Origin of the sequence: Paenibacillus sp. NEAU-GSW1 (assembly GCF_009737085.1) — a bacterium.
Classification (GTDB): Bacteria; Bacillota; Bacilli; order Paenibacillales; family Paenibacillaceae; genus Pristimantibacillus.
The window spans coordinates 232645-248151 of sequence record NZ_WOVL01000001.1 but is presented as its reverse complement, the minus strand read 5'-3'; the positions used below and the strand labels follow the sequence as shown (position 1 = coordinate 248151).

General features: G+C 51.4%; 13 protein-coding genes. All 13 read right to left on the bottom strand.

From position 1 onward, the window contains the following. Positions 1–8: 8 nt before the first annotated feature. The 13 genes from GOM71_RS01065 to hemL all read right to left on the bottom strand — a co-directional run bounded on the left by GOM71_RS01065 (position 9) and on the right by hemL (position 15506). Entirely contained in the window at positions 9–1037 is a 1029-nt protein-coding gene (locus GOM71_RS01065; protein ID WP_156277504.1) for a rod shape-determining protein, read from the bottom strand. Between the two features lie 41 nt (positions 1038–1078). Then, complete coding sequence (gene radC / locus GOM71_RS01060; RefSeq protein WP_156277571.1) at positions 1079–1768, bottom strand: RadC family protein; 690 nt, start codon at positions 1766–1768, stop codon at positions 1079–1081. A 56-nt stretch (positions 1769–1824) separates the two neighbouring features. Next, entirely contained in the window at positions 1825–2484 is a 660-nt protein-coding gene (locus tag GOM71_RS01055; protein WP_156277502.1) for a Maf family protein, read from the bottom strand. 36 nt (positions 2485–2520) lie between these two features. Further along, complete coding sequence (locus GOM71_RS01050; RefSeq protein ID WP_156277500.1) at positions 2521–2763, bottom strand: DUF4321 domain-containing protein; 243 nt, start codon at positions 2761–2763, stop codon at positions 2521–2523. 62 nt (positions 2764–2825) lie between these two features. Continuing rightward, the gene (locus GOM71_RS01045) at positions 2826–4196 is read right to left on the bottom strand and encodes a hypothetical protein (RefSeq protein ID WP_156277498.1); all 1371 of its coding nucleotides are present in this window, start codon (positions 4194–4196) and stop codon (positions 2826–2828) included. A 147-nt stretch (positions 4197–4343) separates the two neighbouring features. Then, positions 4344–5732 (bottom strand): UDP-N-acetylmuramate--L-alanine ligase, encoded by a 1389-nt coding sequence (gene murC / locus GOM71_RS01040; RefSeq protein ID WP_156277496.1) that lies wholly within the window; start codon positions 5730–5732, stop codon positions 4344–4346. Positions 5733–5739: 7 nt separating this feature from the next. Further along, the gene (locus tag GOM71_RS01035; RefSeq protein ID WP_156277494.1) at positions 5740–7140 is read right to left on the bottom strand and encodes a bifunctional folylpolyglutamate synthase/dihydrofolate synthase; all 1401 of its coding nucleotides are present in this window, start codon (positions 7138–7140) and stop codon (positions 5740–5742) included. 46 nt (positions 7141–7186) lie between these two features. Further along, on the bottom strand, positions 7187–9847 hold the full coding sequence (locus GOM71_RS01030) for a valine--tRNA ligase (RefSeq protein WP_156277492.1): 2661 nt from the start codon (positions 9845–9847) through the stop codon (positions 7187–7189). A gap of 744 nt (positions 9848–10591) precedes the next feature. Then, entirely contained in the window at positions 10592–10771 is a 180-nt protein-coding gene (locus tag GOM71_RS23670) for a hypothetical protein (RefSeq protein WP_173275007.1), read from the bottom strand. A gap of 92 nt (positions 10772–10863) precedes the next feature. Further along, positions 10864–11532, bottom strand: coding sequence for a fructose-6-phosphate aldolase (gene fsa / locus GOM71_RS01025; protein WP_367649416.1), 669 nt, complete (start codon positions 11530–11532; stop codon positions 10864–10866). Positions 11533–11796: 264 nt separating this feature from the next. After that, complete coding sequence (locus GOM71_RS24790; protein ID WP_156277486.1) at positions 11797–13092, bottom strand: LysM peptidoglycan-binding domain-containing protein; 1296 nt, start codon at positions 13090–13092, stop codon at positions 11797–11799. Positions 13093–13180: 88 nt separating this feature from the next. After that, on the bottom strand, positions 13181–14125 hold the full coding sequence (locus tag GOM71_RS01015) for an RluA family pseudouridine synthase (RefSeq protein WP_156277484.1): 945 nt from the start codon (positions 14123–14125) through the stop codon (positions 13181–13183). A gap of 79 nt (positions 14126–14204) precedes the next feature. Further along, a complete protein-coding gene (gene hemL / locus GOM71_RS01010; RefSeq protein ID WP_156277482.1) occupies positions 14205–15506 on the bottom strand; it encodes a glutamate-1-semialdehyde 2,1-aminomutase in 1302 nt (433 codons plus the stop codon). Position 15507: the final 1 nt, after the last annotated feature.

The window sequence follows — 15507 nt, the reverse complement described above, 5'->3', positions numbered from 1 at the left end:
ACTCTCGATTAACGCTTCGAGCGCGAGCTGCTTCTGTTTTTGAACAAGTGAATGTTGTCCAATGAACGGCCTGTTCCGATAGCAACGCAATCGAGCGGGTTATCCGCAACGATAACAGGCATTCCCGTTTCGCGCGCAAGCAATTTATCGAGGTTGCGAAGAAGCGCTCCGCCGCCTGTCAGCACGATTCCGCGATCCATAATATCAGCGGAAAGCTCAGGCGGGCATTTTTCCAGCGTAATTTTCACGGCATCAACGATCGCGTTAACCGTATCCAGTAAAGCTTCGGTAATTTCTTCAGCCGTAATCGGGAGCGTCTTCGGAAGGCCGGTTACGAGATCGCGGCCGCGAATTTCTATCGACTCCACTCGATCAAGCGGCATAGCCGATCCGATCTCCATTTTCAACTGCTCCGCTGTTCTTTCGCCGATCATTAAATTGTACATTCGTTTGATGTACTGTATGATCGCTTCATCCATTTCATCGCCTGCAACACGGATAGAACGGCTAGTCACAATGCCGCCAAGCGAAATAACCGCTACTTCCGTTGTGCCGCCGCCGATATCGACAACCATGCTGCCTGTCGGTTCCCATACCGGCAAATCGGCGCCAATCGCCGCTGCGAACGGTTCTTCGATTGTGTACGCCTCGCGAGCGCCCGCTTGCTTCGCAGCGTCTTCGACAGCGCGTTTCTCAACGGCTGTAATACCGGAGGGCACACACACCATCACGTTCGGATGACGCGGAAATAACGATTTCTGCTTTTGCGCAGAACGAATGAAATATTTAATCATCGTGGCAGTCGTCTCGAAATCGGCGATTACGCCATCTTTCATCGGACGTACGGCGCGAATGTTGCCCGGCGTTCTGCCGATCATTTTTTTCGCTTGCTCGCCTACTGCTTCAATTGTTTTTGTATCCGTGCGAAGGGCAACTACCGAAGGCTCTCTTACTACAATTCCTTTGCCTTTCACAAATACAAGCGTATTTGCCGTTCCTAAGTCGATGCCCAAATCTTTCGAAAAACCACCAAACATGTTAATGCTCCCTTCTAATTGCGACAATCCCACTTATTATATTACAAATAACCTTGTTCCTTCAAACTGATAAACCTGCCATCTCCAATGACAAGATGATCCAGCACCTCGATGCCGACCAATTCCCCCGCTTCCTTAAGTCGCTCGGTTAAAACGATATCTTCCGGACTTGGCTGAGGGTCGCCGCTGGGATGATTGTGAACGCATATGATCGATGCACTGCTGCATTTAATGGCTGCGCGGAATACCTCCCGGGGGTGAACAAGCGAGGCGTTAAGCGTGCCAATCGACAATGTTTCCCGGGCAATAATGTGATTTTTCGTATTTAGAAACAAGCAGACGAAGTGCTCCTTCTTTAAATAACGGAGATCCTCCATTACAAAGTCGGCGGCATCCTGAGGCTTGCGAACGATCGTTTGCTCGCCGTTTCGGCTCTTCGTCAATCTTCGGCCGAGCTCAATGCCCGCGCGAAGCTGAACTGCTTTTGCCGGCCCGATGCCTTTTATGCTTGTCAGCTCGTCCATGCTCATATCAACCAAATTACGCAAACTGCCGCATTCCTTCAAAATTTTACCAGCCAAATGAACGGCCGATTCCTGCTTCGTACCTGTACGCAGCAAAATCGCAAGCAATTCCGTGTGGCTCAGCGCTTCGGCCCCATATTGCATCATGCGCTCTCTCGGACGTTCATCATGGGGGACATCGCGCAGCATATCGCTTTGCGGTTCCATGTCCATCCCTGCCTTTTCCTAATTGTTATCCCGTTTTCACTTTCAATTGTTCCATGTCATCCATTCTCGAACGCAACGATGCCGAATTCATGCAGCATATCCGCCAGCAACGAAACCGGCAAGCCGACAACATTGAAATAACATCCGTCAATCCGGTCAACTATCGCCGCCCCATATCCTTGGATGCCGTACGCGCCGGCTTTATCGTCTGATTCTCCCGTTGCAATGTAACGGCGAATCGTCTCCTCGCTAAGCGGCTTCATGAACACAAGCGTTTTACGATGCTTTACGACCGTCCGGCCGCTCTCGCGAGCAACGCAAGCCACGCCCGTATATACTTCATGCGAACGCCCTTGCAGCCTGCTTAGCATGGTATAAGCCTCGTCGCGATCCTTCGGTTTGCCAAGCGCCTCGCCGTCTAGGACAACAATCGTATCGGCGCCGACAATAATCGACGGCTCTTCATCGTTGTCTTGCAGCATCGAGACAGTTGCCAAAGCTTTACGCACGCTAAGCTCCTCAACGATTCGATCGGGAGACCATTGCTCAGGGACAGACTCATCGGCATCCGATGGCAAAATATAAACCGGCAAGGAAAGGCCCAGCAATGCGACCAGTTCCTTCCGGCGCGGAGACGACGATGCCAGCACAAGCCGGCGAATCGGTTGTATGTAAGCTTCTTTAAATTGAATCGGTTCCAATTTGCGCTCCTTCATCTGTTGCCGCCGCTTTGCTGGATCTCATCCTGCGGCTCATATTTTGCGATATAGCCAAAGCGCCGCCGCCGCTCCGATAATGCTGAGCAGACTGACATTTAGGCGAATCGTCAAGTCCAGGCGCAATACGTAAAGATCGAAAGCGGGAGACCATGTAGAATCAATCGAATCGGTCAGAAAAGAAAGTCCCGCTACCGGCTCAAGCGAACGGGAAAGCAACGCGCCCGCCAGCAAACCCAGTATGAGAAAAAGCATCAAAATCCAGCCGTTTTTCTTCATGATTCAACGCCTCTCGCCATGAAATGACACCTGCGTCTTATTATACTTAGTATTGATTTCCTTTACAATGCGCTGATTGACTCAAACCATTGCTTTTGTGTCAGCACAGCATTCATCAGCGAGCTTTGCAAAGCGTGTAAATGCGATTGCGACGGCTTTTTATCGTATTCCTCCATCGCTTTTGCGGCAGAATTGACGGATTGAATTAATTTTATGAGAAATTCCTGTCCTTCTTTGTCCTTTACGCCCGTCTCCATCGCTTTTACGCTCTCTGTCCAACGTCGATGCGCTTCCTGCCACGCTTCAACGGAAGCCGTCCCGAGCGGCGAAAGCTGCGGCTGCTCGAGCTGCGCAGTCGACAATTTTCCGAGGATCGCCACGACATCGGAAGTCCGGCCAAAAAAAGTCTCAGCCGCTGTCGGCTCGCCGGCAAACGGAAATCGCTGCGGCACTTCCAGATCGATTTGCTTCACGTATACTTCCATGCCTTCAATTCCTTTGCTAAGCGCAATCGCTTGCGAGCGGTCATCCGAAATGGCTGTATACGCTCTATAATCAGTTGCGGTTTGAATGCCGGCTGCTGCCCTCCCTTTGCCTTCGAGCTCCGTGATCGCAGCCTGCAGACCTTCTGCATTGCTAAACACACCGTATTGCAGCAAAAAGTATGATTGTGTCGGAAGCGACAGATTAGCAATCTTGCTTGCTTCTCCGCTCACGCTTCCAGCCGGAACTCCTTTTCCTGCTGTTCCAGCGTCCACACCGTTCGAATCCGATTGGCTTCCTGCGCCAGACGCTGCCGTTTTGCCGTTAGGTTCAGCAATGGTTCCGCCTGCAGGTTTGATCGCGCTATTATCGCCGCCCGGCCAGAGCGAACCGCCTGTGAACAGGCTGAGCAGCAAATAGCCGAACAGCGCGCCTGTTGCGAGCGCTGCCGCAACCGAAGCGAACACCTTCATCCACGAAGGCGGCGTTGAATAATGGCGAACCGGCCATTGCCTGCCGCCGCTGCCGTCTATAAAATCTATTTCAAGCTCGCGATGATCCGAATCCGGTACAACGCGGATATCATTCCGAGGGCTGGAAACCCCTTCGAATTCTTCGTAATGAGAGGGAACCGGCGAAGGCTCCGCCGTCTCAACAGCAGGCTCCATTGCCTTTGGCCGCTTCTTCTCCGAAGGCTCATCCGTCTCTCGGATCAGCTTCTCCAAAGCGCTGATATCTTCTTGAAACGCCGTATTCCACGGCGAAAATTCGGCTATGCCATAAGAATCATAATTGTCTTTATGAATGGGAACGACCTTTGTCTGTTGCTGCTTTGATAATTCAGCCTCATTCATTGCGCCGCGTTCCTTGCTCGTGCTGTCGACAAGCGGCTGATTGACTGGCTGCCCGCTCTCGTTAAATCGATAAGTAATACGATTGTTTGTTTTCATAGCGCTCTCTCCTTGTCCCTTTCTTCTACTCGTAATCTATGAGACATTTAAGAGAATTATGAATGAATCTTCCAAAACAAATAAACCGCGGAAAGGACATCATTCCTGTCCATCCCGCGGTTTTCAACATCAATTATTCGGTTCTAGCTAGCCCTGCGCCTTGAGCTTCTTAGCGAGCGCGTCGGCTACTTTCCAAATATCGCCTGCTCCCATCGTAATCACGAGATCGCCCGGAGCGACCTTCGCCTCAAGATGCGAGAGCACTTCTTCTTTTGTTGGAATGTATGCCGTATTCGCATTGCTGTTCGATTGAATCAGCTCAACAAGTTTGCGAGAGTTGACGCCTTCAATCTGCTGTTCGCCTGCAGGCGAGTAGATGTCGGTAATAATAACCTCATCCGCTTCCGGAAATGCCCGGCTGAACTGATCCAGCAGGAAATACGTGCGCGTATATCGCTGCGGCTGGAAGACGGCAACAATCCGTTTGCCCGTTGCTTTGGCTGCGCTGATCGTCGCCTGAATTTCGGTCGGATGATGCGCATAATCGTCGATAACAAGAATATCGTTCACCTCGCCGAGCACTTGGAAACGGCGCTTTGCTCCTCTGAATTGCTGAATCGCTTCCGCGACGTTTTCAAAGGACAGCCCCGCCTCCAGGCAGGCAATGACAGTCGCAAGCGCATTGTATACGTTATGCCGTCCCGGAACGGAAAGCTCTACGCTGCCGAGCCTTTGCCCGCTTCGAGTCACGTCAAACGATACTTTGCGATCGCCAAGCACAATACGTTCCGCTTTATATTCCGCGTCGCCATCAATGCCGTAAGTAATAAGCTTTGCAGCTGTACCTTTATCAAGGCGCGGCAAAATCTCGGCAACAGTCTCGTCATCCGAGCAGACGATCGCTTTGCCGTCCGTTTTTACTTGCGTTAGAAACTGAACGTAAGCCGATTTAAGCTTGCCAAAATCGCCGTCATAGTTTTCAAGATGATCCGGTTCGATGTTCGTAACGATTGCCATTGCAGGATGATACTGCAGAAATGAGCCGTCGCTCTCATCCGCTTCCGCAACTACATATTCGCCCTTGCCGGCTTTCGCGTTCGTGCCGACGTTGACAATCTCGCCGCCGATAATATAGGTCGGGTCGGCATTGCATGATTCCATAACGAGCGCGATCATCGAGGAAGTCGTCGTCTTGCCGTGCGCTCCTGCTACCGCAATTCCTTTGCCGGCGTTCATAATTCTAGCCAGCATTTGAGCGCGGTGAAGCACCGGAATGTTTAATTCCTCGGCAGCTTTCCGTTCCACGTTATCCTTCGAAAGAGCTGTGGAATAGACGACTAAATCCGCCCCTTTGACATGCTCCGGTTCATGGCCGATAAAAATTTGTGCTCCTTTGGCTGCGAGCTTTTCCGTCAATTCCTGACGGGCGACATCAGAACCGGTTACCGTATAGCCCATCTCGAGCATTACGCGGGCGATAGCACTCATGCCATAGCCGCCGATTCCAATGAAATGAACATGTTCTGCTGTATTCAAAGACGGTTCACCAACCTTTTTCAGAATCCGAGTTGTACAATATGCGGGAGCGAACGTCAGCTATTAAATAAAGCGATCCAGAAACAACCCCAAGGTCTGATTCCCCGGTAAGCTGTTGAAGCTTCTGAAGCGCCGTCTGCCAATCCGGCTCAACGATGAGCTCAAATGAATCGTCAACGGACCGTTCGCTGCGGATGAGCGCCGCAAGCGACTCTGCATCGTTTTTTTGCCGATAGTCAGGCTCGGTCACGATAATCGTATCCACTATTGGCAGTATATGCTTAATAACATCGCTATGATTCTTATTCTCCAGCATGCCCATCATGAGATGTAAACGATCATAACGATAGATGGTCCTCAACGCTTGAACGAGCGATTCCGCTCCTTCAGGATTGTGGGCGCCATCTACCAGAATGCGGGGCGACTGCGACACTATCTCCAGCCGTCCTGGCCATGCGGCTTCCCGCAGTCCTTCTGCAAGAGCCTCATCGTCAACGATGAGGGCGTAATATTGGCGCAGAACCTCCAGCGTCATAACGGCAACCGCCGCATTCGTCTGCTGATGCGCGCCATTCAGCGATATGGAAAGCGGCTCGATCGAGCGGAACAAGCCGTCAAATCGGAAGCTTTGCTCATTTTCCTTAGCCGACAGCTCGTTATAATTAAACTGCTCGCCGAGGAGATAAAGCGTGCTTTTCATCTCCGCAGCCTTTTGTTTGACGATTTCCACGACTTCAGGCTGTGTAACGGCACTTACAACGGGTACGCCGGACTTGATGATGCCTGATTTCTCTTTCGCCACATTGGCAAGCGTGCCGCCAAGCCGCTCCAGATGGTCGTGACCGACATTCGTAATGACGCTGATAACCGGCGTCACTATATTGGTCACATCCAGCCTGCCGCCAAGTCCGGTTTCCCAAACGACATAATCCGGGAATTTTACAGTCGCATAGAATAAAATAGCCAATGCCGTCGCTACCTCGAACATCGTCGGCGAGCCTAGCTCCGTTTCCGCAATGGCCTCGACCAGCGGCTTTAGCGTATTGGACAGCTGCAGAAGCGTTTCTTCTTCAATGTCTTCGCCATTGTATTGAAAACGGTTCGTAAACTTCGTGATATAAGGCGAAGTAAACGTTCCGACATCATAGCCGCTCTTGATCAACACGCTAGTCAGAAAAGCGCTGACCGATCCCTTGCCGTTCGTGCCGGCGATATGAATAAACTTTAACCGGCGATGCGGATTGCCAAGCAGCTCAAGCAGCTTGGCGATCCGGTCCAGGCCCGGCCGAATGCCGAACGGAATAAGACTGTTGATCCAATCGACTGCTTCTGCATACGATTGAAGTCCGCCGTCCTGTCCAGCTAACGCATTGTTATCGTTCAATTGCTGTTCCTTCTTTCTTGACATCAGGATCTTTGGGCATGACATCAGGAGCGGAGCTCAACGCCACTCCTTAGCTTTTCAGTTCTGCTATTCTTGCCAGCACTTTATCGCGCTTATCTGCGTAATCGTTCATTTTCGCTTTTTCTTCTTCAATAACTTTCTCCGGCGCTTTCGCTACGAAGCCAGTATTGCTAAGCTTCTTCTCAACGCGCTCCACTTCGCTGTTCAGCGTTGCAAGCTCTTTCTCGAGACGGGCGATTTCTTGCGAAATATCGATCAAGCCTGCGAGCGGCAAGTATAGCTCCGCTCCTGTAACGATCGCTGTCATCGCTTTGTCCGGGGCAGCAAGGCCATGGCCGATTTCGAGCTTCGAAGTGCCGCAGAAGCGTACAATAAACTCCTCATTGCGTTTCAGCAGCGCTTCTGTCTGCGCATCCGAAGGCTTGATCAGCAGCTCGATTTTTTTGCTCATTGGCACGTTCACTTCGGCGCGAACGTTGCGGACAGAACGAATCATGTCCATCAGCAGTTCCATTTCCTTGACCGCTTCCGGCGCCTCAAGCGATGCATCGTATACCGGCCAAGCCGCAACCGTAATCGAATCGCCTTCATGAGGCAGGTGCTGCCAAATTTCTTCGCTGATGAACGGCATGAACGGATGAATCAGTCGCTGCGTCCGGTCCAGCACATAGGCAAGAACCGATTGCGTCGCCTTTTTCGTCGCTGCGTCGCTGCCGTACAGATTCAGCTTAGCAAACTCGATGTACCAATCGCAAAGATCGTCCCAAATGAAGTTATAGAGCAATCGGCCTGTTTCGCCGAATTCATAGCTGTCGATCAAGCGCGTTACATCGCGAACCGTTTCGTTCAACCGATGCAAAATCCAGCGGTCTGCCGTGCCGAGCTCAACATTGATGTTAATGTCCGCAGCTTGAACGCCCTCCAAATTCATGAGCGCAAAGCGTGACGCATTCCAAATTTTGTTGGCGAAGTTGCGGGCCTGTTCAACCTTCTCGATTCGGTAACGCAAATCTTGGCCCGGCGTGCTGCTGGTCGAAATCATATAACGCATCGCATCTGCGCCGTAATTCTCGATAACATCGATCGGATCAACGCCGTTGCCTAGCGATTTGGACATTTTTTGGCCATCCGCATCGCGTACGAGACCATGAATGAGCACGTCCTTGAACGGAATTTGATCAGTAAACTCAAGCGCCGTAAAGATCATCCGCGCTACCCAGAAGTAGATGATGTCATAGCCGGTTACGAGCACGTTGGTTGGATAGAAACGGTTAAAGTCCTCCGCTTTTTCCGGCCAGCCAAGCGTCGAGAACGGCCAAAGCGCCGAACTGAACCATGTATCGAGAACATCGTTATCTTGTTTAAGCTCTGCGCTGCCGCAGGAAGGACAAGCCGCAACGTCCTCGCGAGCTACATGCATTTCACCGCAAGACTCGCAATACCAAGCCGGGATGCGGTGGCCCCACCAGAGCTGGCGGGAGATACACCAATCGCGTACGTTTTCAATCCAGTGCAAATAAATTTTTTCGAATCGATCCGGTACGAAGTTGACGCCATTGCCTGATTTTTGCGCTTCGATCGCACGCTCTGCGAGCGGCTTCATTGCTACAAACCATTGCGTCGACAAATACGGCTCAACAACAGCGCCGCTGCGCTCGCTGTGGCCTACCTGATGAACATGGTCCTCGATGCGGATGCAAACGCCCTGCTCCTGCAAATCCTTAACAAGCTGCTTGCGGCATTCCGCGCGGTCAAGGCCTGCATAAGGGCCTGCTTGATCGTTCATCGTTCCAGTTTCGTCCATGACGATAATTTGCGGAAGGTTGTGACGAAGGCCTACCTCGAAATCGTTAGGATCATGCGCTGGCGTAATTTTCACCGCGCCGGACCCGAATTCCTTTTCAACATACTCGTCGCCGATAATCGGAATTTCGCGGCCGACAACCGGCAATACGATCATTTGGCCGATGAGATGCTTATAGCGCGGGTCTTCCGGATGAACAGCGACAGCCGTATCTCCAAGCATCGTCTCTGGACGAGTCGTAGCAACCGTAATGAAGCCGCTGCCGTCTTTGAGCGGATATTGCAAATGGTACAGATGGCCGTTCAGCTCCTTGTACTCAACTTCAATATCGGACAAAGCTGTACGGGCAGCCGGATCCCAGTTAATAATTTTTTTGCCGCGATAGATAAGCCCTTTCTCATAAAGACGAACGAATACTTCGCGCACCGCTTGAGAAAGTCCTTCGTCCAGCGTAAAACGTTCTCTGGTATAGTCCAGCGACAGGCCCATTTTGGACCATTGATCGCGAATCGTATTCGCATACTGGTCTTTCCATTCCCACACTTTCTCGAGAAACGCTTCGCGTCCGAGATCATGACGAGAAATTCCTTGCTCGCGCAGCTTTTGCTCAACCTTCGTCTGCGTCGCAATGCCCGCATGGTCTGTACCTGGCAGCCATAACGTATCATAACCTTGCATCCGCTTCGTGCGAACGAGAATATCCTGCAGCGTAAAGTCGAGCGCATGGCCGATGTGGAGCATGCCCGTTACGTTCGGCGGCGGAATAACAATGGTGTAAGGTTCGGCATCCGGACGGTTGCCTGCTTTAAAAAATTGTCCTTGCTTCCAAAAGTCGTACCACTTTTGTTCAGCGGCTTTCGGATCATAAGTTGTCGGCATAGCCGGCGTCGTTTGGTTTTCAGCCATTAAATTCATCCTCCTAAAAGTTTTGCGAAGCAAAACTTGCTTCGTAAGCATACGCTTAGTTTTGCGAAGCAAAACTTGCTTCGTAAGCATACGCTTAGTTTTGCGAAGCAAAACTTGCTTCGTAAGCATACGCTTAGTTTTGCGAAGCAAAACTTGCTTCGTGCATAACATGCGGGGTTGACCGCCATTGCGAGAAAGGATGGGCTTCCGGCCGCTGTTGTTTTCGGATTTCATTTATTTATCTTTTCTTAACCGTTGAAATCCGAAAACAAAGGCGGACGCTATCGCTCCTCCAGTTCATCCTTTCCCTTCGTTGCTATCCCTTCATTGTCATTTCAAAACTTTGCTTCGTAAGCTTGTATGGTTTTACGAGCAAAGCCGATTGCAATTGGTTGGTGTTTCTATCTGTCGAAACGCAAAAAAACCTTCCGCCCTTATAGCAAAGGACGAAAGGTTTAGCTTCCGTGGTACCACCTTTGTTCCGCACAATCACTTTCGCAATTAGCGCGGCACTCGAAACAGATAACGGCTGCGGCCGGCTTGAATTAACGGGTGAACCCGCATCATTCAAACAACTCCAGGGCGACTAGTTACAGCAACATCCTGCGGAACCTCTCAGCGCAACGGATCCGCTCTCTGAAGGCTTGACTGCTAACGCTTCCCCTTCAACGTCGATAAAGATAGATATACAATATTTTATCGAACTTGCCGGGGAAAGTCAACTTTTGTTGACTATTGTCTGCATTAATGTCCGCCCATCATCATTTGCATCTCAAGTTTTTCCGCTCCTTCAGCGTCGCTGTTTTTCGGCTTCGTCAAAAGGAATCCGAAAAGTACGCCTGCAACGCCAATGCAAGACCGGCTGCAGCGAATGATGTCATGACTTGCTGCGCAGCGCTCGTCAACGAGGTTACAGTTTCTCAACAATCATTAAATCAAAAAGACGTCTTGTCCGTTTTGCTTCAAATAGCAAACTCGGCCAGACGTCTTTTTGAATTGATTGCAGAAAGCGTCGCTTATACTTTCGGCGCTTTCGCCCAGTCAGCCGCGAACTTCTCCAAACCTTGATCCGTCAGCGGATGCTTCGATAACTGCTCGATAACGCTGAATGGAATTGTAGCAATATGAGCGCCTGCCATTGCAACGCGAGTAACATGGTCAGGATGGCGAACCGACGCTGCAATAATTTGCGAATCCAGGTTGTGCACGCGGAACAGTTCGGCGATTTTCGCTACAAGCAATACGCCGTCTTCGGAAATATCGTCCAAACGGCCAAGGAATGGCGATACGTAAGTAGCGCCTGCACGAGCTGCGAGGAGCGCTTGGTTAACGGTGAAGATGAGCGTAACGTTTGTTTTTACGCCTTTTTTCGTCAAGTAGCGGCAAGCCTCAAGACCAGCCAGCGTCATTGGGAGCTTGATCGTAATATTTTTATCGCCGTTATTAATTTTTATCAGCTCATCCGCTTCGGCGATCATTTGTTCAGCCGTAATCGCATTTGGCGTTACTTCAGCCGATACGGATTCAACCTCCGGTACAAGCTTCAAAATTTCTTCAATACGATCTTCAAATTTCACGCCTTCTTTGGCAACGAGCGACGGGTTCGTCGTAACGCCGGACAATACGCCGATTTTGTAGGCTTTTTGAATATCTGCCACGTTAGCTGTATCGATAAAAAACTTCACAATCATTACCTCCATCTGTTCATCTGTAATAAATTTGACTTGCCTCATTCCGCGAAATGGCGAAATGGCGCAGTTCATTATTACAATATAGCAACCCTCAAAAAGGTGTCAAGTTAACGGAATTTAATAATCGCCAAGGCCACCGCCTATACCGTACAAATGCAAGATCAACATTCCCGCACAGCAGTAAAAGCTCAATAAAGAACCGAACCTGCGAGGCGCTGCCTCACCGGTCCGGTTCTTCCGACTAAATGCGCTTAGCGCTTATGGAATATACAGCAGCTGCCCTTCCGAAACGGCAGACTCAAGCAAGCCGTTATGCAACAAAATTTCGCGCGGATTCATACTGTAACGAATGGCAATCGACTCCAGCGTTTCATCCCGCTGCACGATGCATACGCGGATTTTACGAAACTCCTGCTCATCCGCTTGCTTTCCGAGAAACAAGCTTTTCCACTCAATTTCCTCGCCGTGCTGCTGCGATTTCGAATGTTCGACCGACTGCTGCGCCGCAAATTGTTCCGCCGCTTGGCGTGCTGCTTGCTCCCGCTTGCTGGTTTGCAGCAGCGTCAATAGCCCAACGTTCGCGGCTTGATCCGGATCGCCCGAAGGCTGTTTGCTCCCAAAGCCGATGCGCAGCTCCTGCTTTTCCGCTTCTTCCTTTTCAACGACTGCCTCGACGGGAGCAAACCATTCCTCTTCGCGTTCCTGATCCTCCGCTTGTTCCTGCTGCCACGCCGCAGACTCGAACCCAGCCTCAATCGTTTGTTCGGCCTCAGGCTGAGCGTTGCTGATCCAATGATCCTCAGCAGCTTGCTGCGGCGCATAAGTATAATCCCGAGCCTCCGGTATAGGAGCCGCTTCCGCAAAAGGCTGATACGCTTGAGGCGGCTGATTGGATTCGAACCACTGCGAAGCCGACCAGCCGGAATCGCGCGGCGAAGCTGATATCGTTACCGCTGCATCAGCCTCTTGATCCTCCTCCTCATACTCATAATCAGACTGCTCCTCTTCCTCATCAGACTCTTCGGCTTCTTCCCGTTCCTCTTCGTCGCTTTCAGCCTCGTCTACCGTTTCTTCTTCCTCGTCCTGCTCTGCGGCCTCATTCGCAAAGGCATCGACCTCGTCAGCCTGGCGCTCGTGAACAACTGTAATCGGCTCTTCTCGCCAAGCCTCCTCCGCTTCCGGCAACGGCTCCACCAAAATACCGCGAAGCGATAAAACGCCGGTAATATTCAGCGTTCGCGCCGACAGCAGGTCGACATCGAAGTTGTCGATCTCGACAGAAATTTCGTCAAGCCTCGAAATTCGATTTAGCGGAAGCGTAATTTCAACCGGAATCCAATGCTCGAGCGTCTGCAAATGCGCAGCCTCAGTTTGACCGCGGTAAACGCCCGTAAGAAGAAGCTGCCCCTTTAACACAGCGTGGTCGTCCTGCTCGATGACTTGTATGCGGGGAACTAGCTCAATCTCCTCCAGCTCGTCGATGGCTGCAACTTCATCCGGCAAATGAATGCGCTCATACACATCAAAACGCAATCCTCTCGATTGATCTGTCACGCTTAAGTCCTCCCTCCCAATTGTGAATGCTTGGGCTACTTTTACATTCCCTAATATTTATATGGCAAGGAGAGAGTGGGCATGACTATCATTTTTTGCGAGAGGCAAGCTTGTCGCGCAATTGCCGAAGCCAGTCCGGCTCAGGGGCATTTGCTTCGATCAACTGACTTGTCCACGGGTGGGTAAAAACAAGCTTCTCGCCGTGCAGCGCCTGATGCCCAAGCAGCCTTGGGTCGCCGCCGTAAAGCGCATCGCCAATCAATGGATAGCCTAGATGGCTCATATGAACCCGAATTTGATGCGTCCGTCCTGTCTCCAATCGGAGACGTACAATGGACGCATTGCCAATTATTTCAACCCGTTCGTAGTGCGTCACAGCCGTATCTCCGCCGGGTGCGACCCGCCGGCGCGACGGATGATGCCTGTCTTTTCCGATTGGCGCATTTACAGTTCCGGATTGCTTTGCGAGTCGGCCGTGAACGACAGCGATATAACGGCGGTCTATCCGCTTCTCGCGCATTGCGTCGTCCAGCAGCAATTGCGCCAAATCATTTTTTGAATAAAGCACCGGACCTGAAGTATCGTCATCCAGGCGATGAATATGGCGCATAGGCAGCGGATCGTCTTTCATCTGCATATAGCGGGCAGCCGCATCGTCCAGCGTTCCTCCCTCGCCAGGCCGCGATTCGTGAACAGCCATGCCGGCCGGCTTGTGGAATACGGCACAAAAATCATCCTCATACAGAACTGGCGGAATTATATCACATGCGGCTAATCCCGCTCGAAGATGCTCCTTCGCTCCGTCTGCCTGCGGAAAAGCAAGCAGTTGAAGTGAATGCTCCCGCCAGCGGATTCCGCCAACGGAGAAGAGCCGATTCACCCATTTTGCTGGAAAAGGAGCATGCACTATTAACCATTGCCGTACCGCATGCGGATGCGTCCCCGACTCCGGCGCGTCTCCAAACCGTTCCAACGCTTTGCGCTCCATTGTCAGCCACTGTCCTTCTCTTGCATATCGAGGAAACTCCAACATAGTTGTCCTTCAAACTCCTTTCCTTATATACAGTATAAACAAAGAAAGCGATAGAGCGCGTATGCTCTATCGCTGTCCGTTACAGTCTTCCAAGTGCTTTATCGTGAGCTTCGATCGTCGCGTCGATATCCTCATCCGAATGGACTGCCGAGACGAACATGCCTTCAAATTGCGAAGGCGCGATGCTGACGCCAAGGTTAAGCATTGCGGCGAAATATGCTTTGAACCGCTCCAAATCCGATGTTTTCGCCGTTTCAAAGTTAATGACGGTTTTATCGGTAAAGAATGGACAAACCATCGAGCCGACACGGTTAATCGTCGTTGCGATGCCATGCTTGCTTGCATTCGCCTCGAAGCCGAGCTGCAGTCTGACCGCTTGCCGTTCAAGAAGCTCGTATACTTCAGGAGTCAGCAGCTTCAATGTCGTGTACCCGGCAGCCATAGCCAGCGGATTTCCCGACAAAGTTCCCGCCTGATAGATCGGACCGCTGGGAGCAATCATCTCCATAATTTCCCGTTTGCCGCCATAAGCGCCGACTGGCAAGCCGCCGCCGATGACTTTGCCGAAACAAGTCAAGTCCGGCGTAATGCCAAACAGGCCTTGCGCGCATTGATAATTAACCCGGAAACCGGTCATAACCTCGTCAAAAATAAGCAAGCTGCCATATTTATTCGTAATATCGCGGAGTCCTTGCAAAAAGCCAGGGAGCGGCGGAACGACACCCATATTGCCCGCAATCGGTTCAACGATTACACAGGCGATCTGCTCACCGAACTTCTCAAACGCCAACTTTACAGATTCAATGTCGTTGTAAGGAACGGTAATGGTTTGCGAAGCGACGCCTTCCGGAACTCCCGGACTGTCCGGCAACCCCAGCGTTGCGACACCCGAGCCCGCTTTGATTAGCAAGCTGTCCGCATGTCCGTGGTAGGAACCTTCAAATTTTAAAATCATGCTTCGCTTCGTATAGCCGCGAGCAAGGCGAAGCGCGCTCATTGTCGCTTCCGTGCCGGAGTTGACCATACGAACGATGTCTACAGACGGGACGCGCTCGCAGACGAGCTCGGCCATGAGCGTCTCCAGTTCGGTCGGTGCGCCAAAGCTCGTTCCCTTCTCAGCGGTCTGCTTGATCGCTTCAATAACTTCCGGATGGGCATGCCCCATAATGAGCGGACCCCAGGAGCCGACATAGTCGATGTAACTGTTGCCATCGATATCATAAACGCGGCTTCCTTGTCCGCGCTCCATGTACACAGGCGTCAAGCCAACGGATTTAAATGCGCGGACCGGGCTGTTAACGCCCCCGGGGAGCACTTTTTTGGCCCGTTCAAAAGCTTCTCTGGACCGCACGTCTTGGTTTCTCCCAATTTGCTCGCTCATC